19 protein-coding genes and 1 tRNA gene are annotated in these 20061 nt (G+C 70.5%); 6 read left to right on the top strand and 14 right to left on the bottom strand.

The annotated features are described in order from the left end of the window. Positions 1-43: 43 nt before the first annotated feature. The 7 genes from secD to AB0G10_RS16345 all read right to left on the bottom strand — a co-directional run bounded on the left by secD (position 44) and on the right by AB0G10_RS16345 (position 6563). Positions 44-2275: a protein translocase subunit SecD gene (gene secD / locus AB0G10_RS16315; RefSeq protein ID WP_360921365.1), complete on the bottom strand. Its 2232-nt coding sequence runs from the start codon at positions 2273-2275 to the stop codon at positions 44-46. A gap of 69 nt (positions 2276-2344) precedes the next feature. Further along, on the bottom strand, positions 2345-2719 hold the full coding sequence (locus AB0G10_RS16320) for a hypothetical protein (protein ID WP_360921368.1): 375 nt from the start codon (positions 2717-2719) through the stop codon (positions 2345-2347). A gap of 174 nt (positions 2720-2893) precedes the next feature. After that, entirely contained in the window at positions 2894-3772 is an 879-nt protein-coding gene (locus AB0G10_RS16325; RefSeq protein WP_360921371.1) for a hypothetical protein, read from the bottom strand. After that, positions 3769-4404: a hypothetical protein gene (locus AB0G10_RS16330; protein ID WP_360921374.1), complete on the bottom strand. Its 636-nt coding sequence runs from the start codon at positions 4402-4404 to the stop codon at positions 3769-3771. The genes AB0G10_RS16325 and AB0G10_RS16330 overlap by 4 nt, the downstream gene beginning before the upstream one ends. 51 nt (positions 4405-4455) lie before the next feature. Then, positions 4456-4953: a phosphotransferase gene (locus tag AB0G10_RS16335; protein ID WP_360923034.1), complete on the bottom strand. Its 498-nt coding sequence runs from the start codon at positions 4951-4953 to the stop codon at positions 4456-4458. 10 nt (positions 4954-4963) lie between these two features. Next, positions 4964-5683, bottom strand: a complete 720-nt coding sequence (locus AB0G10_RS16340) for an ABC transporter permease (RefSeq protein WP_360921377.1) — start codon at positions 5681-5683, stop codon at positions 4964-4966. Positions 5684-5687: 4 nt separating this feature from the next. After that, a complete protein-coding gene (locus tag AB0G10_RS16345; RefSeq protein ID WP_360921380.1) occupies positions 5688-6563 on the bottom strand; it encodes an ABC transporter ATP-binding protein in 876 nt (291 codons plus the stop codon). A gap of 110 nt (positions 6564-6673) precedes the next feature. Between AB0G10_RS16345 and AB0G10_RS16350 the strand changes: the two genes are divergently transcribed. Genes AB0G10_RS16350 through AB0G10_RS16360 form a run of 3 tightly spaced genes read left to right on the top strand, consistent with a single transcriptional unit; the run spans position 6674 to position 9008 of the window. After that, positions 6674-7750: a histidine kinase gene (locus AB0G10_RS16350; RefSeq protein WP_360921383.1), complete on the top strand. Its 1077-nt coding sequence runs from the start codon at positions 6674-6676 to the stop codon at positions 7748-7750. Next, positions 7747-8349, top strand: coding sequence for a response regulator transcription factor (locus tag AB0G10_RS16355; protein ID WP_360921386.1), 603 nt, complete (start codon positions 7747-7749; stop codon positions 8347-8349). The genes AB0G10_RS16350 and AB0G10_RS16355 overlap by 4 nt, the downstream gene beginning before the upstream one ends. 5 nt (positions 8350-8354) lie before the next feature. Beyond that, positions 8355-9008, top strand: coding sequence for a GPP34 family phosphoprotein (locus AB0G10_RS16360; RefSeq protein WP_360923037.1), 654 nt, complete (start codon positions 8355-8357; stop codon positions 9006-9008). Here the strand turns inward: AB0G10_RS16360 and AB0G10_RS16365 are convergent. Further along, entirely contained in the window at positions 8974-10401 is a 1428-nt protein-coding gene (locus tag AB0G10_RS16365; RefSeq protein WP_360921389.1) for a tetratricopeptide repeat protein, read from the bottom strand. The two genes, AB0G10_RS16360 and AB0G10_RS16365, sit on opposite strands and share 35 nt — an antisense overlap. A gap of 105 nt (positions 10402-10506) precedes the next feature. Between AB0G10_RS16365 and AB0G10_RS16370 the strand changes: the two genes are divergently transcribed. Next, a tRNA-Leu gene (locus tag AB0G10_RS16370) sits at positions 10507-10594 on the top strand. Between the two features lie 77 nt (positions 10595-10671). Here the strand turns inward: AB0G10_RS16370 and AB0G10_RS16375 are convergent. The 4 genes from AB0G10_RS16375 to AB0G10_RS16390 form a co-directional block, all read right to left on the bottom strand. Further along, positions 10672-12906, bottom strand: a complete 2235-nt coding sequence (locus AB0G10_RS16375; protein WP_360921392.1) for a bifunctional diguanylate cyclase/phosphodiesterase — start codon at positions 12904-12906, stop codon at positions 10672-10674. A gap of 1 nt (position 12907) precedes the next feature. After that, positions 12908-14374 carry a GGDEF domain-containing protein gene (locus AB0G10_RS16380; RefSeq protein ID WP_360921395.1) on the bottom strand — a complete coding sequence of 489 codons (1467 nt, stop codon included), beginning with the start codon at positions 14372-14374 and terminating at the stop codon, positions 12908-12910. A gap of 170 nt (positions 14375-14544) precedes the next feature. Further along, positions 14545-14679, bottom strand: coding sequence for a diguanylate cyclase (locus AB0G10_RS16385; protein ID WP_360921398.1), 135 nt, complete (start codon positions 14677-14679; stop codon positions 14545-14547). Positions 14680-14714: 35 nt separating this feature from the next. Continuing rightward, positions 14715-15092 carry a Rid family hydrolase gene (locus tag AB0G10_RS16390; protein WP_360921401.1) on the bottom strand — a complete coding sequence of 126 codons (378 nt, stop codon included), beginning with the start codon at positions 15090-15092 and terminating at the stop codon, positions 14715-14717. A 258-nt stretch (positions 15093-15350) separates the two neighbouring features. On the opposite strand from AB0G10_RS16390, the gene AB0G10_RS16395 reads away from it, so the two are divergent. Continuing rightward, positions 15351-16265: a hypothetical protein gene (locus tag AB0G10_RS16395; RefSeq protein ID WP_360921403.1), complete on the top strand. Its 915-nt coding sequence runs from the start codon at positions 15351-15353 to the stop codon at positions 16263-16265. 127 nt (positions 16266-16392) lie between these two features. On the opposite strand, the gene AB0G10_RS16400 is transcribed toward AB0G10_RS16395, so the two are convergent. Next, on the bottom strand, positions 16393-16848 hold the full coding sequence (locus AB0G10_RS16400; protein WP_360921405.1) for a response regulator: 456 nt from the start codon (positions 16846-16848) through the stop codon (positions 16393-16395). Positions 16849-17431: 583 nt separating this feature from the next. Further along, a complete protein-coding gene (locus tag AB0G10_RS16405; RefSeq protein ID WP_360921408.1) occupies positions 17432-18160 on the bottom strand; it encodes a FadR/GntR family transcriptional regulator in 729 nt (242 codons plus the stop codon). Between the two features lie 228 nt (positions 18161-18388). Here AB0G10_RS16405 and AB0G10_RS16410 point away from each other — a divergent pair, with 228 nt between their 5' ends. After that, a complete protein-coding gene (locus tag AB0G10_RS16410) occupies positions 18389-19972 on the top strand; it encodes an ABC transporter substrate-binding protein (protein ID WP_360921411.1) in 1584 nt (527 codons plus the stop codon). Positions 19973-20061: the final 89 nt, after the last annotated feature.

The raw sequence follows: 20061 nt of genomic DNA on the forward strand, positions 1-20061 counted from the left end.
GCCTGCGACCCGCGGCCCGAACCGGCACGACCCCGCCCGAGCCTTACGGTTCGGCGGCGAGTCCGCCAGGACGGGATTCGAACACGATCGCCAGCGGTGCGGCGAGGAACACCGATGAGTACGTGCCGACGACGATGCCGACGAGCAGGGCCAGCGCGAAGTCGACGAGGGAGTCGCCGCCGAGCACGGCCAGCGCGGTGAGGATGAAGACCGCGCCCAGGCCGGTGTTCACGGTGCGCGGCACGGTCTGCAGGCTGCCGGTGTTGACCAGGCTCGGGAACGGGGTGCCCCGCCGGTCCTTCGCCCGGACCAGCTCGCGGATCCGGTCGAAGGTGACGACCGAGTCGTTGACCGAGTACCCGATGACGGTCAGCACGGCCGCCAGGAACACCCCGTCGACGGGCCGCCCCAGCCAGGCGAACACGCCCACGACCAGCAGCACGTCGTGCAGCATCGCCAGCACGGTGGCCGCACCCCACCGCAGGCGGAACCGGACGGCCAGGTAGACGAGCTGGGCGGCGAGCGCCACACCGAGCGCGATGAGGGCGTTGCGGCGCAGTTCCTCGCCGAGCGTGGGCCCGATCTTCTCGTCGCGCAGGCGCTGGATGTCGCCACCGCCCGCGTGAGCCAGCGCTGCCCGTACCCTTGCCTCGGTCTCCTGCCCGAAAGCGCCGGCACGGACACTGATGTTGCCGTCGCCGGAGGTGTTGACGACCGCGCGGTCCAGTCCCGTGGAGGCGACGGCGTCGCGGGCGGCGTCGGCGGAGAGCGGGGCGGTGGCGGCGTACTCGACGAGGCGGCCGCCGGTGAACTCGACACCGAGGTTCAGCCCGCGGATCCCGATGCCGGCCACCGCGAGGACCACCGCCACGGCGGACACCGCCAGCCACAGCCGGCGACGGCCCATCAGGTCGGGATCGCGGGACTCCAGTCGTTCGCGGACCCAGCCGATGCCGGCCAGGCCGCTCCAGGCCGGCCGCCGGTTCAGCCACCGGGCGCCGACCAGCGGAGTGGCGAGCGCCCGGGTCAGGACCAGCGCGGTGAACATCGACACCAGCACGCCGATGGTCAGGGTGATGCCGAAGCCGCGGACCGGACCGGAGGCGAGGAAGAACAGCAGCCCGGCGGAGAGCAGCGTGGTGATGTTCGAGTCGACGATCGCGGACCAGGCGTTGGTGAACCCGCCCCGCAGCGCGGTACGCAGGCTCCGGCGGGCGCCGCGGGCCGCGTACTCCTCCCTGGCTCTTTCGAAGACGAGCACATTCGCGTCGAGGGCCATGCCGATAGCGAGGACGAAACCGGCCAGCCCGGGCAGGGTCAGGGTGGCACCGATCGCCAGCAGCGCCGCATAGGAAATAAGCCCGTAACAGACCAGCGCGATCGCGGCGATCCCGCCGGCGATCCGGTACACGGCGACGATGAACAGGATGGTCGCGACCATGCCGAGGATCGCGGCCGTCGCGGACGCCTCGATCGCCGCCGCGCCGAGGCTGGGGCCGACCGTGCGCTGCTCGATGACCTCGACCGGGACCGGCAGCCCGCCCGCGCGGATCAGCAGGGCGAGATCCTTGGCCTCGTTCTCGGTGAAGTCGCCGGTGATCTGGGTGCGGCCGCCGGCGATGCCGGTGTCACAGGCGACGTCCTCGTTGACCTGCGGTGAGGAGATCACCTCCCGGTCCAGGACGATGGCGACCCTTCGTGCGGGGTCACCGGGGGCGGCGCAGGCGGCGTCGGCGGTCAGCTCGCGCCAGGCCTCGCCGCCGGTGCCCCGGAAATCGAGGCCGACCTGCCAGCCGGTGAACTGGTCGACGGCCGCGGTGGCGCTCTCGACCTGCTGGCCGGAGAGGGCGGCGGGCCCCAGGCGCAGGCGTTCGCCGCTCTCCGCCGCAAGGACGAGGTCTCCTTCCCGGCCCTCGCCGGCCTCCACGCCGAGGACGGGATGGAATGTCAGCTGGGCGGTACGGCCGATGACGCGTACCGCCTCGGCCGGATCGGTGACGCCGGGCAGTTCCACGATGATGCGGCGATCACCGGAACGGGCCAGCGTCGGCTCGGCGACGCCGAGCTCGTCCACTCGGCGGCGCAGCACTTCGAGCGCCTCGTCGGTGGTGGCGGTGGTGGCCCGGGCGAACTCGCCGTCCCGGGTCTCGAGAACGATCTGGGTTCCGCCGCGCAGGTCAAGCCCGAGCCGGGGCGTACGGGTGGCGATCAGCCATCCCGAAACCGCCAGCACGACCAGGGCGAGAACGGCGCGCACGGCAGTGGCGCGCGACATTGCGGATGCTCCTCGACACGGATGAGCCCGCGGTGCACGGCACCGCGGGGGAAGGACGAAGGGACACGACTACGCCGTGAGGCGTGGCGGTGCCCGTCCTTCCGCCGTGTGCGGCAGCGGCGACGGTTTCGCCGCCGGAATCCTGGCCGCGGTGACCGGCCACCGCACGCGCCGCCGCAGACCGAACAGCAGCGCCACGATCGTGGCCGTGAACAGCAGCAGCCCCGGCTGCGACGGCTTACCGGCCAGCCGGGAGTCCGGCAGCATCGGCGTCGCCGACGGGGGCACGACGGCGGCGGCCACCGTCAGGCGGGGCAGGGCGTCGGCGGTCAGCGTCTCGTCGCGGCCGGCACCGCTCAGCACCGTCCAGGCGATCGTGAGGACCAGCACGAGGGGCAGCACTGCGGCACGGCACGCCTGCCGCACCCGCTGCCCAGCCGCCACGCGGCACCTCCTCGCCGTAGCTCCGGCCGTACCTCCTCGCCGGAGCGACGATCGTATCCGAGCTCGACCACACGAGCGGCGGATCCGCGTGGTCGTCCCGGCCCGGGCACCCGCGATGGCCGGCGGGATGGGCCGCGGATTCCCGGTCGTGCTTCCCCGCCTCGTCAATACGACTCAGCCGGGTAGCGGATAGCGGCCGGGTGCCAGGTCGACGCGGACGGCGTCGGGTGCGTCGTGGACGACGATGACGGTGGCGCCGCTGTCCTTGGTCCAGCCGGCGGGCAGCAGGAACCAGCGGCCGTTGGCGTGGACCAGCGGCCGCAGCCCGTTGTACCGGAAGTGGTAGTTGCTGTTGCCGCCGCGCAGCCGGGTGATGTCGACGCCCGGGCCGGTCAGGCGCAGATCCTTGTCGCTGTAGACGACGGCCTGCGGCATCGCGAGCAGAGCGCCTTCGACGAGGCGGGCGTTGTGTTCGCCGCGGGTGTGCGCCTGAAGGGTCACGGCCCAGAACAGTCCGGTGATCACCAGGCAGGTCACGAGGCCGACGCGGATGGGTGCCGCGCTCAGCCAGGCCGCGGGCAGAAGCGGCGTGTCCGGGGAGGCGGTGCGGACGCTGTATTCGAAGAGCAGGGCGGCGGACACCAGGGCGAGGGCCGCGGCGAGCTTGAGCCTGCCGCTGTAGAGGCCGAGCAGGCTGAAGCCGGCGAGGACGACGCAGACGGCGAGCAGGACGAGGGTGGTGCGCCGCCGGCCGTCGGCGGTCAGCCCGGTGAGCAGGCCCTGCAGCAGCGGGTGGAGCAGGAAGAGGACCACGGCGGCGATCAGGACGGTGGCGAGCGGCCGGAACACGGTGTCGGCGGTCCCGGTGACATAGCCGGCCGTGGAGATGTCGAGCACCGACAGGGGGACGCCGAACCAGCTGAAGAAGGTCTGGGTGCTGGCGCGGCCGAAGTAGTACAGCAGCCCGGTGACGACGGTGATCGGACCGAGGACGGACAGCAGGTCCTGGACGGTCTGCCAGGACCGGCCGGCGCCGCGTTCCGGTGCGGTCATGACGGGGCTTCGTCGGGTGTCTCCACCTCGGCCGGCGGGCTGCTCTCCGGCGGAGTCCCGGATTCCTCCGGGCCGGCCGTCTCCGTCTGCTGCGGCTCGGTTGTCTCCGTCTGCTGCGGGTCGGGTGTCTCGGTCTGCTCCTCGGGTGCGATCACCGTCCGTCCGGCGACGGCGGCGGCCGCCTCTTCGGGGACCCGGACACCGGCGCAGACGGCCAGCTCACGCCGTACGCATATGTCTTTCTTCTTCGGCCGGTTGTCCACGACCTTCAAGTCCGCGCCGTCGAAGGTGTCGGCCCGGGGGTCCAGGATCCCGCAGAGCAGCTCCGCGCAGTCGGAGAGATCGACGACCTGGGCGGCGCCGTCGCTCACCGCGGCGTCGACGCAGGTGATGCTGTCGTGCAACGGACCGGCCGCGGAGAGACATTCGTCGACGTCCTCGACCTGGGCGGCGGTGAGCTTGAAGGCGAGCTCGTCGGTCACCGGTTCGAAATCCCACTGCTGGCTCTCGGTGGCGCCACCGCCGCCTGTGGTGCCACCACCGCCGCCGGGATCCTCCGTCGTTCCGCAGCCGGTGACCCCGATCGCCACCAGGAGTGCGGCGACGGCGATCCGTGCGGCGACGGCGGCCATACCGGCATTCGACGCCCGGAGCATGGCCGGCGCAGACGAATCACCGACACCTCAGCTGTCGGCTAATACCACTTCGCGCAGCAGGTCACGGTGCTCGCGCGTCCAGTCGTAGGCGGCGCGCACCACCTCGGCCGCCCCCGCCTGGCGCAGCCGGTCGTTGCCGCCTGCTTCGATGCCCCGCCGGCAGCGGTCCTGCCACCACAGCACCGTGTCGACCAGCCCGGCCCGATCCGCCAGCCCGTAGGCGTCGGCGACGACACGCACGAGCCTCGCCGCCTCCGGCACATCCCGCACGGCCGGGCCGAGGCCGACATATTGCCAGCAGACGTGGGCGACGTCGTGGATCCGCGCGCCCGGCGCCGCGATGTCCCAGTCGAGGAAGGCCACCGGCATCAGCAGTCCCTCGGTCTCCCGATAGACGGTGTTCTTCGGTGAGAGGTCGTTGTGGCAGACGACCTCCTGGCTGCCGGCGAGTGCGGTGCCGGCGGTCAGGTCGTGGAAAAGGCGGACCTGCCGGGCGACCGCGGCGAGGCTGCGCTCGGACCGGATCGACGGCGGCTCAGCGCCGAGGCTCCCAGCGGAACATCCGGTTCGCCAGGGCGACGGCCACCACGACCCAGCTCAGCGTCGGCGCCAGCAGCAGCAACGACTCGCTGACCGCGACCCCGCCGTTCCAGGCGTTCATCACCAGTTCGGTGGCCGAGCCGCCCGGCAGCAGGCGCTTGAGCAGCGTCAACTCCGACGTGCCGGTGATGCCGACCCAGCTCGCGACCGCGATGACGCTGAGGCTGATCGGCAGCGTGGTGACCTGGGCGTGTTCGGGGGAGTTGGTGAGTCCGGCGGTCGCCAGGCCTAGGCCGACCATCATCGCGACGGTGGCGAGCACGGCCGCGACCAGCAGGAACACGTTGGACGGGCCGCCCGCGACCGCGGCGAGGACGGTCAGGACGACTGTCACCTGGGCCACCGCGAGGGCGGTCACCGGCAGCAGCAGGCCGGCGAGGATGCCGCTGTCGGAGGCGGCGGTGGAGCGCAGCCGCTTCAGGAACAGGTTCTGTCGGCGGGCGGCGAGCGTGGTCACGGCCGTGGTGTAGAGACCGAAAGCGCCCACCGTGAACATCACCACGGCGGCGATGTAGCCGAGGCTGCCGAGCTGGGTGAACACCTCGTGGCGGTAGACGAAGAAGCCGCTCACCACGGCCGGCATGATCAGGCTGGTGACCAGCAGCAGGCGGTTGCGGAAGAGCTGCACGAGCTCGGAAGCTGCGATGAGAAGCATCAGGTCAGTCCTTGTCGATCGCGCGGAAGACGTCGTCGAGCCTGGTGGGGCCGGCCGACAGATCGGTCAGCTCGAAGCCGTGATCCTCGGCCCACCCCAGCAGGAGAAAGAGGTCCTTGTGCAGGTTGAAGGTCTCGATGAGCAGAGATCCGTCGGCCTGCGGAGCGGCATCGAGCGGGAGCACCCCGGGCGGCGGCGCGAAGCGGATCACCGCGGGCAGCGTGCGGGTCAGCTCGGCGACCGTGCCCTCGCGGTGGAACACGCCCTGGTGCATCAGCCCGATCCGGTCGGCGCGCTGCTGCGCCTCCTCGAGGTAGTGCGTGGTCAGCACGACGGTGGCGCCGTTCTCGCGCAGCCGGTCGACGGCCTGCCAGAGAGCGTCCCGTGACTGGATGTCGAGTCCGGTGGTCGGCTCGTCCAGGAACAGCAGTTCCGGCGTACCGAAAACGGCTGTCGCGAAATCGAGGCGGCGCTTCTCGCCGCCGGAGAGCTGGGACACCTTCGTTCCCGCTTTGCCGGCGAGGCCGACGATGTCGAGGACGCGGTCGGGGTCGTCCGCGCGCCGGGTGAGGCGGCCGATGAGCCGGACCGATTCGCGGGCGGTCAGGTCCGGGGAGAATCCGCTCTCCTGCAACATCACCCCCATTTTCGTACGCACGGAGCTGCGCTCGCCGGGGTCGCGGCCGAATACGCGTACCGTGCCCGAGGTCGGTTTCCGGTGGCCCTCGATCGTCTCCAGGGCCGACGTCTTTCCGGCGCCGTTCGTGCCGAGCAGCGCGTACAGTTCGCCGCGCCGCACCTGGAACGACAGGTCCTTGACCGCGTGGAAGTCGCCGTAGCGGACGTTGAGGTTCTCCACCTCGATGACTGATGTGGTCATGCCATTCATACAACGCGGATTTGTCGGCCTCGATCAGTGCCGCCGTGTCACCGCATTCATGTGACGTGGTGTCACTGTGCGACCGGCCGGTGCGCCCGAATACTGGGTGGGTGACCTTCACTCCGGCGACGCAGGGGCGGCTGCGCCGGCTCAATCTCGTCACGGCCGCGCCGCTGCTGCTGTTCGTGGCCGTGCTGCTGTCGATCCTCGATACCGACACCTGGTGGCAGATCGTCATTCTGGCGGTCGGGATGATCGCCGCGCTGGTCGCGTTCGAGCGGTGGACGGCGAACGACCTCGGCCGGGTCGTGCTGCCGTGCTTCGTCGTCGCGGCGATCGTGTGGCCGCTGTCGGTGCTGTTCACCGACAGCCCGAACGGCTATTGGGGGCTGTGCGTCGTGGGGTCACTGGCCATTCCGAAAATGCGCCGCGGGCGGGTGCTGTCCACGATCCTGCTGGCGGCTCTGCTGGCCGGCGTGGGACTGCTGCGGCTGACCGTCGCGCCGGAGGCGAACGTCGTCGCCTATGTGGCGGTGCCGGCCGTGCTCACCGTCGTCGCCATTCTGTTCTCCGTCGCCGGGGAACGCTTCTACCGCGTCGTGCAGGAACTCGAGGAATCGAAGGCGCGGGAGGCCGAATTGGCGGTGGTCCGTGAGCGGGTCCGGTTCGCCGGCGACCTGCACGACATCCAGGGGCACACGCTGCACGTGGTGAAGCTGAAGGCGACCCTCGCGCAGAAACTGGTGCACAGCGACCCGAGCCGGGCCGAGGAGGAACTGCGCGAGATCCACGCCCTGGTCAGCGACACCATCACCCAGACCAAAGAGCTTGCGTACGCGCAACGGCGCCTCAACCTGAACGTCGAATTGGAGAACGCGAAGAACCTGTTCGAGGCGGCCGGCATCCGGGTACGGATCAGCCGTGAATCCGATCCGCCGGCCCGGGAGTTGCTCGGCCAGGTATTGCGGGAGACGACCACCAACATCCTGCGGCACGCGTCGTCGACGTTCGTGCACATCACGCTGAGCGGGGACGGCATCGTGATCGTCAACGACGGTTTCGCGGGGGAGTCGGTGCCGGAGCTACGCGGCTTGTCGGCGCTGCGGCAGCGCGTCGCCGACGACGGCGGCGAGTTGACGGTTTCGGTCGCCGGCGGGGAGTTCACGACGGCGGCGAGGTTCTCGTGACGACCGTGGTGCTCGCCGACGACGAGGCGCTGCTGCGCAAGGCCCTCGCCGCGCTGCTGCCGCTGGAGGGCGACATCACCGTGCTGGCGGAGGCCTCCGACGGGGAATCGGCGGTCGCCGCGACCCTCGCGCACGAGCCGGATGTGCTCGTCATCGACCTGGAGATGCCCGGGGTCGACGGGCTGGGGGCGGTCGCCGCGATCCGCCGGGAGCGGCCTGAGCAGGTGATTCTCATGCTGACCCGGCACGCCCGTCCCGGGGTGCTGCGCAAGGCCCTGAAGCTGGGGGTGCAGGGGTTCGTCACGAAGTCGGCGGAGCCGTCCCACATCGCCCTCGTCGTCGAGAAGCTGCGCGACGGCAAACGGTGGATCGACCCGGACGTGTCGGCGCTCGCCGTCATCGACGACTGCCCGCTCACGGACCGGGAGTTGGACGTGCTGCGCGAGACCTCGGACGGCTATTCGGTAGCGGACATCGCGGCCCGGCTGCATCTGGCGCAGGGAACGGTCCGCAACTACCTGTCCAACGCGATGCAGAAGACCCAGACACAGACCCGGCATGACGCCGCGCGTTATGCCCGCGAACACGATTGGCTGTGACCACGATGCTTCTCGCCGAAGATCTGCTGCTGCTTCTCATGGACGACGAGACCGGAACGCCGGCGCAGGCCGGGACGCTGTATTACGCGCTCGGCGGCGCCGTTCTCGCGGAATTGGCACTGCTCGACCGGGTTACGGTCGACGGCGGCAAGGTGGTCGCTTCCGGTTCTGAACCGCTGCCCGACCCGCTGCTGCAGGGAGCGTGGGACAGGGTGGCCCGCAAGCCCCGCAGCGCTTCGACGCTGATCATCGAGATCGGTACGGGATTGTGGAAGCCGCTGACCGAGCGGCTGATTTCCCAAGGGTTGATTCGCCGCGAGGAGAAGAAGGTCCTCGGCGTCTTTAAATCGACCCGGTTGCCGGCTGCTGACGCCACCTATGAGGCCGAACTGCGGGCGCGGATTCGCGCCGTGCTCGTCGACGGTGCCGACCCGGATCCTCGTACCGCCGCGGTGACGGCTCTGCTCTCGGCCAGTGGCGCGCTGCCGGCTTTGCGGCCGCAGCTGGCGTGGTCCGGTGAGGTCTATCAGCGGGCCAAAGAATTGGAATCCGGGAACTGGGGTGCCACCGCCGTCAACGAGGCGGTGGTGCGGACCGCTGCCGCTCTGGTCGCGTCGACGACGGCTATCGCGGTGACGGTTGCCACGACGACGAATTAGCCGTCTCGGCGCGGTCGGCCAGCACGTAGACGAGGGTGCCGATGGCCGCGAGAGCGGCCATCGTCGCTATCACGACGAGGATGAGGGTCAGGTTGCGGCCCTTTTCCGGCGGCCTGATCGATGGGTACGAGTCCAGCATCCGGCTCGCCATCAACAGTGTTTCCTGCCGGTCGTAGCGGACCGGCGCTCGTTCCGTTGCCGGTCTGCGGCCCGGGGTGGTGGGGCGGTCCGATTCGCCCACGGTCTTCGACCACCAGAAGGGGTCCTCCGGCCGCGGTTTCGGGGGTCTCGGCTGGTTGCGTCTCTTCGGCTTTTCGGGTTCGGGTTCCGGCTCGGATTTCGGGGTGAGGTAGGTGGTCGCCGCCTCCCAAGCCGCCGCCCACTCGAGGTCTTCCATACCGTCGTTCCAGGCCGGCAGATCGGGCTGTTCCGGTTCTTTGTCCTCGTGTTTCGGCTCCGGAGCCGGAGCCGGTTTCTCGGGCGCAGTGAGCGGCGGCAGGTGCAGATCCTCCATGCCCTGATTCCAGGCCTGGGTGACCTCGGGTGGCCGGCGGATGCGGACGGGCGGAGGGGGTGCCGGCTTGTTCTCGGCCTTCGATTCTTCTCTCGGCTCCTCGTCTTCAGGCTCTTCTTCTTGGGCCTGCGCCTCTTCTTCTACTTGCGTCGTGAGCTGCAGCGGGGGTTTCAACGGCGTCGTAGCTCGCAGGCTTTTCACCTGCTCCGGGCCCGGTTCCAGGACTTTCAGGGCTTCGAGCCAGGCGGGGTTCTCGGTGTCGCCGTCGGGTTCCGGCTCGGGCGGGTACGGCTCCAGGACGCTCAGCGGGTCGGCGTCCGGGGCCTTCGGAGGCGCCGGACGCCGGGGCTTCTCCGGTGGCCGGGGATCGAGGCCGGGCTTGGCTAACGGGGGAGGGCCGTCCGATTCGGGTGTTTCGACTGTGGGTTCGGGCGGCCGACGTACGAAATCGGGGTCTTGCGACAGATAAGCCCGCGCCCGGGCGACCGCCTGGTGCTCCGCGCCGATCGCCGCCGGGCCGTGCCGGGTGACCCTGGTGAACGCCTTGCGCGCCTCGTGGTGATTCCCCAGCTCCTCGGCGATGGTTCCCAGATCGAGTGAAATGCGCAGAATGACCGGATGAGCGTCGCCGTGCCGCCGCTGACCCGTCGCGTAGGCCTCCTCGAGGATCCGCCGCGCCGCCGCCGCATCCCCGGCGTGGTGGTGCAGCGACGCCAGATGCACCTGCGTGGTCAGCACCTGCGGGTGATCGGCGCCCAGCTCGGCCTTCGCCTGCTCGGTCGCATGCTCCAGCAGCCGGCGCGCCGCGTCCGGATCGCCGTCGGTGACCAGAAGGCGGGCCCGCTCGAGAGCCTGCGTCAGCGGGGGCACAATCGCCATGCTGCCTCGTTCGCCGTTGGGAGGCCACCCCTGGTTCGGGCCGTGTTCGGCGGCGTGTAGAGTTCTGACCTGTGCGGCGGGGTTGGTTGCGGCGCATAACAGCAGGTCCGGGTGGCGGAATGGCAGACGCGCTAGCTTGAGGTGCTAGTGCCCTTTATCGGGCGTGGGGGTTCAAGTCCCCCCTCGGACACCAACTAATGCCCAACGGTGCGTGGCAAGATCTGCATCTGCCCGCACCGTTTTGTTTCTGCTGCGCGAGATGAGACTGGGTCAGGCCGCCGCCGCTGTCCGGCGGCCGGCGGGCTCCGCGGCCGGCTTGCCGAAGTGGTAGCCCTGCGCCAGCCGGTAGCCCAGGCGGTACAGTTCCGCGGCCTGTTCGGCGGTCTCGACGCCTTCGGCCACGGCGCTGAGCCCGAGGCCGTCGCTGACCCGGATGAGCGCCTCGGCGATCACCGCGTGCCGGCCCGCCATGGTCACGTTGTCGACGAACGATTTGTCGACCTTGAGGACGTCCACCGGGATGGTCTGCAGCAGGCCGAGCGACGAGTGTCCGGTGCCGAAGTCGTCCAGGGCGATCCCGACGCCCAGCGCGTGCAGGTCCTCGATGGCCTGGACCGCGACGCCGCCGCTGAACACGGCGGTCTCGGTGACCTCGACGATCAGGCACCCGGCGGGCATCCCGGTGTCGGCCAGCACGGCGGCGACCATCGCGGCGAGGCCGGGCTCGGCGAGCTGCCGGGCGGAAACGTTGACGCTGATGCGCTCCGGGGCCGTGGCCGGGTGCTCGGCGTGCCAGCGGGCGAAATCGGAGCATGCTGTCCGCATGATCCATTCGCCGAGCTCGACGATCAGGCCGTTCTCCTCGGTGATCGGGATGAACGCGGCGGGACTGACGAAGCCGCGGTGCGGGTGCTGCCAGCGGACGAGCGCCTCCACGTAGCGCAGGTCGCCGGTGGGTAGCGACACGATGGGCTGGTAGACCAGGCGGAACTGGCCGGTGTCCAGCGCGGCGCGCAGTTCGGCGCCGAGGCGGGCCTTCTCGTCGGCGTGTTCGTCGAGCCCGGCCGCGTACCGCCGCCACCGGCCGCCGCTGGACTTCGCCGCGTACATCGCGACGTCGGCCCGGCGCAGAACCTCCATCGCGTCGCCGGCACCGGCGCCGTCGGCGACGCCGACGCTCGCGTCCACCAGCAGCTGCTGGCCGCCCACCTCGAACGGCTCGCGCAGCGCGGCGGCGATCCGGGTGGCGTCGGCGTCGGCCTCCGCGGCCGTCGCGTCGGCGAGCAGGACCGCGAACTCGTCGCCGCCCATCCGTGCCACCAGGTCGACATCGCCCAGCCGGTGGCGCAGGCGGTCGGCGACGGCAGCCAGAAGCGCGTCACCGGCCGCGTGCCCGAGCCGGTCGTTGATCTCCTTGAAGCGGTTGAGGTCCAGAAGCAGGACCTGCGGCGAACCGGCCGCGAGAGCCTCGCCGAGGCGGCGGCCGAAGCGGCGGCGGTTGGCCAGCCCGGTGAGGTCGTCGCGCATGGCCAGCCGCTCGAGTTGTGCCGACTGGGTCTGGATCCGCCGGACGAAGCCGGCCATCCGGGCGGTCACGAGCAGGAGGACCAGGACGGCGCCGAGCGCGATGGCCGCCCATCTGATCTCGTCGTCGCGCAGGCCCTGGATCATCAGCACGGCGGGCACCAGCAGCGCGCAGCCGATCAGCAGCGTGGAACGGCCCCACCCGAAGCGGACGGTGCTGGCCGGGCGCGCCGAGGTGCCGGCATCGCCCATGGAGGGGTGCAGCGCGGCGCCGGCCCAGCAGACGTAGCTGCCCAGGAACACGGCGGTGATGACCGAGGCCGGATGTCCGCTCAGCGACGGCGCGAGACTCCAGGCGAGGTCACCGGCGAAGTTCAGCGCAGAGCCGGCGGCGAGCAGGACCACGCTGGTGGTGCGGGCCCCGGTGCGGGTGAGCAGCCGGGTCGCCACCGCGCACATGATCACGTCACAGCCGGGGTAGACGACGATGAGGATCCGCTCGGACATCGGCGTGCCGTTTCCGCCCAGCGCCGGGTCGATGAGGAACACCCAGTAGACCAGCGCGACACCGGTGGCGATCACCGCGGCATCGATCATGCCGGGCACGTCCCGCCGGGCCGGTACGCCGGCGGCGAGGAGCAGGCCGGTCCAGAGCAGGGGGTACGCGACGAGGTAGAGCGCGTCGTTCCAGTACGGGTACGGGGCCTCGCCGTGCAGCAGGCCACCGATCTCGAAGGCGACGTCACCGGCCACGAACGTGATCACGCCGGCGGCGAAGACGTACCAGGCGTACGGCCGGGCCGGCCGGTACCGGCGCACCGCGGCGAGGATGGACACGAACGCGGCCAGACCGATCACGTTGTACAGCACGGGGGCGAGCACGCCCCCGGCCGGAAGCAGCGGGTAGCCGAGGCAGATCAGCGTCCCCGCCGTCATCCACGTCCAGGTCAGGCGGGTCCGGCGGTCGGTGATCGTTGCCATGTCACGCCGCGACGATGACATCGTCGCTCACCACCCGGTCGCGGCCGGCGTCCTTGGCCCGGTACAGCGCCTGGTCGGCGCGGCCGAGCAGTTCGTCGCCGCTCTCCACGCCGTCCCAGGTCGCGACGCCGGCCGAGAAGGTGCACCCCATCGGCGTGAGCGGGCGCAGCCGGTCGAGCAGGTCGAGGGCCTCGGCCGCGGTGATGCCGGGCAGCAGGGCGACGAATTCCTCGCCGCCGTAGCGGGCCAGCACGTCCGCGGAGCGCAGGTTCGCCGACCACGCCGCCGTCGCCTCGGTGAGCAGCCGGTCGCCGGTCTGGTGGCCGTACGTGTCGTTGAAGGCCTTGAAGTGGTCGAGGTCGAGGATGGCCAGGGTGAGTGGGGCGCGGTGCCGGGCGGCGTGTTGCAGCGCCGAGGGCAGCGCGGCGTTCCAGGCGCGGCGGTTGGGCAGGTCGGTGAGCGGGTCGCGCTGGGCCGCCTCGTGCAGCAGATCGGCGTGGTCCGCCAGCACGGCGGCCTGCGCCTGGACCTGCCGCACAAGCATTGTCATCCGGGCGATGACCAGCAGGAACATGACCACCGATCCGGCCACGATCGCGTACGCGTCGAGAACCCGCCCGCCGTTGCTGTACGCCTGCCAGGCCAGCAACGCCGGCGCGATCAGCGTAGCCGCGGTGAGCAGCACCAGACGGTGCATGGTCATCGGCTGGGCCCGCTGCGGGCCGGCCGGGCGGCCGATCTCCACCATGCCCGGGTGCAACGCGCCGGCGCCCAAGGCGACGTAGCCGGCCAGGTACGTGCAGTCGATCAGCCGGCCGCCGAGCGTGCCCGGGTCGTAGGAGGTCTGGTTGGCGAACGCCCAGAAGTAGTCGCCGACGAGGAATGCCACCATGTACGTCGCGACCAGGAAGAACGCGATGTTGCGGGACCCGTCGGCGGTCAGCAGCCAGGCGACCATGGCGACCAGCAGCAGATCGAAGGCCGGGTACGCGATCGCCATCATCTGGCCGCCCAGGCCGAGCGACGCCTCCGCAGCCACCGGCTTCATCAGGAACACCCAGCTCAGCAACGCGAACGCACTCGTGATGATCATCGAGTCGACGAGCGTGGCCCAGTCCCGCCCGGCGCCTCGCCGGCGCAGCAGGAACAGCACCCCGGCTCCCTGGAGCACGTAACCGAGCAGGTAGGAGACGTCGTACGGATGAAAGACCTCGTCGCCGTCCGGGGTCAAGAAGTAGATGATGTCGCCAGTGACGTTGGCCAGCTGCCCGGCCATGAGCAGCCACCAGGCGGCCGCTCCTTCGGGGCGGTTGCGCCGGATGCCGACCGCGATGGCCACGGCACCGGCCACCGCCACGGCGTCCCACCCCAGCATCCCGTACACGTTGTCCGGCAGCCACAGATACAGCGCGACGAAGAGCATGCCGCCGATCAGGAAACCCACCCACGCGGGAGGACGCTTCAGCATCGGTGCCCCTTCCTCCCGTACGAATGTCTGACGCTTCCCCGTGTCAGTCGGCACGGCAGGGGGCAGACCTGAGCCAAGAGCGAGGCATCACAGCGAGCAGGAAATTTCTTGGCCGACCTGACGGTGGGAGACGAGAAGAGACCGTCCCGAGCGCGACGGCGGGCGGCGGGTCACCGACGGATCGCCCGGCCGGCGTTCTTCACCGCGTACATCGCCATGTCCGCCTCGTGCAGCAGCGTGTCCGGGTCATACCGGTGGGGCTGGCCGATGGCCATGCCGACGCTTGCTCGCAGTGGCACTGTCACACCGTCCCGCTCGACCGTGCCGGACAGTGGTCCCTTCAGCCGGTGAATGCGGTCATGCGAATGGACACCAGAACCCCAGGCAGGTCGACGCCGAGCTTGGCGACGTAGCGCGTCGGAGTCGTGCTGGGGAACAAGGTCGCATACTCCTCGTTCATGCCTGCGAAGTCGGCCGGATCGGCCAGGAGAACGCCCACCTCGACAACGTCCTCCCATGCCGCGCCCGCGGCCCGCAGAACGGCGCGGCAGTTGGCGAGGGCCTGCCGTGTCTGTTCCTGGATCGTTGGTCCGGCCAATGCGCCACTGGCCACGTCGATGCCCGGTTGGCCCGAAACGTAGACGAAGCCGCCGGCTCTGACCCCCTGGCTATATGAAGTCGAGCTGGGCGCGTCCGCCGTACTGACGATTTCTCGCATGCCCTTACGCTAGTCCCGCTCACGACAGCCCAGAAGCCTCGTCGAAAAGGCCGATACGCATGTTCCGGCGGGACACGAGTCGACGCCTGTTGATCTATTCTCTCCGGAATGCGCTTGTCTGCTGACGAAAATCGGTGGGATGCCTCCGGCGCGGCCACCGCCGGTTCCGGCAGCGGCCAGGAAACCGTTGCCGCATCCGGGCTGCCGTTGCACCCGTCGTCCCCCGCGCCGGTGACAGCGCGGCGCGCCGGGGTCCAGATGAAACCGACCTACGCCGACTTCGGCTCCGAGCCGCCGCGGACCGGGAATGTCACGATCACCGATGTCGAGCGGTCCTGGGCTGCCGGCGACCACCTGTCCATCGGCGCCGGCGGATCGGTCGAGCTGGTGTTCGACGTGCCTGACCCGGTCGTCGTCCAGGAAGCATGTGTTGCCCTGCGGGCGCTCGCGTCGATGCTCTCCCGCGAGCCCGGATACGCGCCGCTCACCGTTCGCCTCAACGGCAGACCGCTGGCCGACCGGTTGCGGATCCCCAATGGTGGTGGTCTGCCGCAGCGTCTGGTGTTCGCGGTCCCCGCCGAGGACTTGGTCGCCGGCCGGAACACGGTGCGGATCGACAGCGGCGCCGACGCCCGCAGCATGCTGTGGTTGTACCGGGTGACGATCGACCCGATGCACGCGCACGACCAGGCGGGCTTGGCGCTGGAACGGCGAGCGATCGCCGAGCCGGTGCTGCGGTACGCGACCGCCGCCGGCGAGGTCACCGTCTTCATCGACCGCGGTGAGCAAGCCGTCCTCGACCAGGTGGCGTGGGCGGACACGTCCGGCGCGGAGTACGCGATCACGTTCGAGCAGCAGCAGGCTGCCTTCTACGGCTGGAGCCGGCAGCCTGGGGAGCGGCCGAGGGAGTTCCGAGGCCGGCTCGCCGGGCGTGGCTCCACGGCCGAGCAGGCTCGGCGTTTCACCACGGAGGAGGGCTGGAGCGGTGGCTGGCACCGCTCCGGGGATCTGCTCGTCGCGGTCGGTGTGACCGGCTACGCGGTCACCCGGATGAGCTGGCGCGACGGCCGTGGCAACAATGGAACGGTCGCTTTCACCGACGACGGATTCCTGGGTACGTACCAGCGCACCGGGGAGGGCCCCATCGGCTACCGCGGCCGCTCCGGCTGGTGACCCATCGCCCGAGCGATGAGGCCCCGTACGCCCCGGTTTCAACGGCCCGGTTCAGGTGGACACCGCGGTCGACCCGGACGCGGCCCTCGCCGAACTGACCTCGCCGCCGCCTCGCGGTCCCGCCGTCTCAGCGGAACGTGCCGACCAGGGCGAAGGGGTCGCCGTCCGGTCGCCCGCCGGCCCCGTGCGGGGTCGCGGGCAGGGCGGCCGACCGATCGGCGATGACCTGCCGCAGCTCGGCGATCAGGTGCCGCGGGCGGGTGGGCTTGCGCAGGTAGCGGTCGGCGCCGGCGGCCATGCCCGCGTCGGCGTCGAGGCGCTGGATCTTCGCCGAGAACAGCAGGACGGCGGTGTTGTGCACGGCCGGCGTGCGCCGGGCGAGGCGGCACAGGTCCAGGCCGTTCATGCCGGGCATCTGGACGTCGGCGATCAGCCCGACCGGAGCGGCGTAGATGAGGATGTCCGCGGCGTTCCTGCCGTCGGCCACCGCGATGGTCGGGAAGCCGGCGGCCTGCAGGGTGAAGGACAGCAGTTCGCGGACGTCGGCGTCGTCCTCGGCGATGAGGATCAAGTTTTCGTTCATCGAGCCGACTCCGATCCGGTCGTAGCGGTCCACGGTCACAGCTGTTCTGGACCGGTCGATCCCTCAATCGGCGAGCCGGGGCCACCGTGGAGAGCACCCCGGGCGTGAGAGGGTTGCCGTTCGGATACACCTGACACCCGGCGTCATGGCCGGGATGTGCGTATGGCCAGCAGCATCTCCGGCGTCCCGGTGCGCACCCCCTCGCTGAACACGACTGAGAAGCCGAGGCCGACGAGCTGTGTCGTCAGGCGAAGTGCCGGACGATCCGCCGTTTCCCGCCGGCGGCGGCCCGACTGGTTCAGCGGGCCGCCGTTCGGCGTGTCAGGGTGCCGGGCTGTACAGGTTGATCTCGGCGGCGGAGGCAAACCCGGCGCCGCTGCCGGCAACGCCTTCGACGACAACGTCAGCACGATGTGGCACACCCAGTGATGCGGTGGATCCGTCCCGCTGCCGCACGAGATCCAGATCAACAGGGGCGCGAACTACCGTGGACCGGCGTGGCCGAGCTCTACGCGCTGGGTAGCTGGCGTCATCAGCGAGGGGTCGGAAGGCGTGGGTCCCGCCCGCCTTCCGGCCCCTGTGCTCATTCCTGATCGGGGGTGAGGCGGCGGCGTATGCCGCTGAAGTGCTCGGTCAACGCGGCGACGGACTCCTCGACGTCGCCGGCGCACACCGCGTCGTAGACCCGGCGGTGCCGGGCGGCGATCTCGACAGGGGTCTCGTCGGCGTCGTCGAGTTCGGCGTGCAGGGCGTGGTAGACGTCCCAGAACGCGGCCAGCAGCTGGATGACCAGCGGGTTGCCGAGGGGTTCGTAGAGCAGCTCGTGGAACCGCTTGTCGGTCTCCGGGCTGACGCCACCGGCCCGGGCCTCGGCCTCCATCTGTTCCATGACCTCGGCCAGCTGCGCGTCGGCCGGGGAGCCGGCGCCGCGCTGGCGGGCGACCTGCTGGATCAGCCCGTACTCCAGCACCTCGCGGATCTGCACCAGGTGGCGCAGGTCGTTGCGGCCCGCGTGCAGCGACATCCGGTTGTGAAAGGTCAGCTCGTCGACCAGCGAGACCAGCGACATGGTGCCGACGAACATGCCGAAGCCGTGGCGGATCTCGACGATCCCGACCGCCTGCAGGGCTTTGAGCGCCTCCCGCAGCGAGTTGCGGCTGACATTGATCTCCTCGAGCAGGTCCAGCTCGGTGGGCATCGGGTCGCCCGCGGTCAGGCCGCGTTCCAGGATCAGCTGCTTGATCCGTTCCTGCACCTCGTCGGTGCGGCTCGGCCTGCGCGGAGCGGTGGCCGGTGCGCTGCGCCGCCTCACCGTGGCACCCCGGCCACCACGGCCCCCTTGGAGCGGGAAAGTGCCGGTTGGCCGGACGGCCGGCAGGCGGATTGCCGATCCTGGCCGGTGGGGTGGTGCAGCGGCTGCCTCATGACGACCAGTCTCCGGGTGCTCTTGACCTTGGCGGGACACGCTCTTAAGGTACCGCACTACGGGCTACGTAGGACGTAGGACGTCCCGCAAATCACATGAACTCTGGGGATAACGATGGATAACAAGGGCGTATCACGTCGCAACCTGCTCCGATATGCGGGCATCCTGGGTGCCGCGACCGCCATCACCGCCGGCCTGGGGGCCTGCGGCGACGGCGGAGACTCCGCCTCCACCGACGGCGGCAAGACCATCGAGGCGACCCTCGCCTTCACGCTGTCCAGCGGCTTCGACCCGATGCTCGCCTCCAGCGCGGTCGCCACCACCGTCAACCAGCACGTGTTCGAGGCGCTCGTCGACCTCGACCCGATCACCCGCCAGCCCTATCCGGCCCTGGCCGCCGCGCTGCCCACCGCGAGCAGCGACGGCCTGACCTGGACGGCCACCCTCCGCGAGGGCGCGAAGTTCTCCGACGGCACGGCCGTGACCGCCGACGACGTCGTGTGGTCGTTCCAGCGGGCGCTCGACCCGGCCAACGCCTCGCTGATGGCCAGCTTCATCACCTTCGTCGACACGGTCACCGCCAAGGACGCGAAGACCGTCGAGTTCAAGCTCAAGAGCACGTTCAGCCTCTTCCCGCAGCGCATCGCGGTCATCAAGATCGTGCCGAAGGCGAAGACCGGCGACGCCGCCGCGAGCAAGGCCTTCGACACCGCGCCGATCGGCTCCGGCCCGTTCACCCTGGTCAGCGCGAACGCCACCGCCGGCGTGGTGATGGGCGTGAACGCCGGCTACAACGGCCCGCGCCCCGCGAAGGTCGAGAAGATCACGCTGCGCACCACGCCGGACAACACGGCCCGGCTCAACGACCTGCAGGGCGGCTCGTCGCAGGCCATCGAAGCGGTGCCGTACCTCGACGTGAAGTCGGTCAGCAACGGACGCACGGTGGACGAGAAGCAGGCGTTCAACCAGATGTTCCTCATGTTCAACTGCGCCGCCGCGCCGTTCGACGACAAGCGGGTCCGTCAGGCGCTGCACTACGCCGTCGACACCCAGAAGCTGATCGCCACGGCGCTGCAGGGTTACGCCACCCCGGCGACCAGCTACCTCGACGAGGGCAACGCCGGCTACCAGAAGGCGTCCACCGTCTACGGCTACGACCCGGCCAAGGCCAAGGCGCTGCTCGCCGAGGCGGGCGTCAGCAACCTGTCGTTCGAGCTGGTCACCACGGACACCGCGTTCGTCAAGGACAGCGCGCCGGTGCTGATCGACGCGTGGAAGGCGATCGGGGTGACCGCCACTCTCAACACCAACCCGTCGTCGGCGGTCTACGGCACCATCGTGCCGGGCGACGGCTTCCGGGTGCTCGCCGCCAGCGGCGACCCGACCGTCTTCGGCCCCGACGTGGACCTGCTGCTGCGCTGGTTCTACACCAACGAGACCTGGACGAAGAACCGGCACCGCTGGGCAGGCACGCCCGAGGCCACCAAGTGCGCGCAGCTCATCGAGAACGCCGCCAAGACCTCCGGCGCCGAGCAGACCGCGCTGTGGAAGCAGGCCCTCGACCTGATCGCCGACGAGGCGCCGCTCTACCCGGTCTTCCACACCAAGATGGTCACCGGCTACGACCCGTCCAAGATCAAGGACTTCGCCGGCGCGTCGACCACCGGCCTCTACTTCCTCGGCTCCTCGCGCGGCTGACCTTTCGTGACCCCACGCGTAAGTGGTGGGGGGGGGGCGGGGGGGGGGGCCCCCCCCGCCCGCCTCAGGGGGAGGGGGTGGGCCGGCGC

The sequence above is a fragment of the Actinoplanes sp. NPDC023714 genome (genome assembly GCF_040639855.1).
In the GTDB taxonomy this organism is placed as follows: domain Bacteria; phylum Actinomycetota; class Actinomycetes; order Mycobacteriales; family Micromonosporaceae; genus Actinoplanes.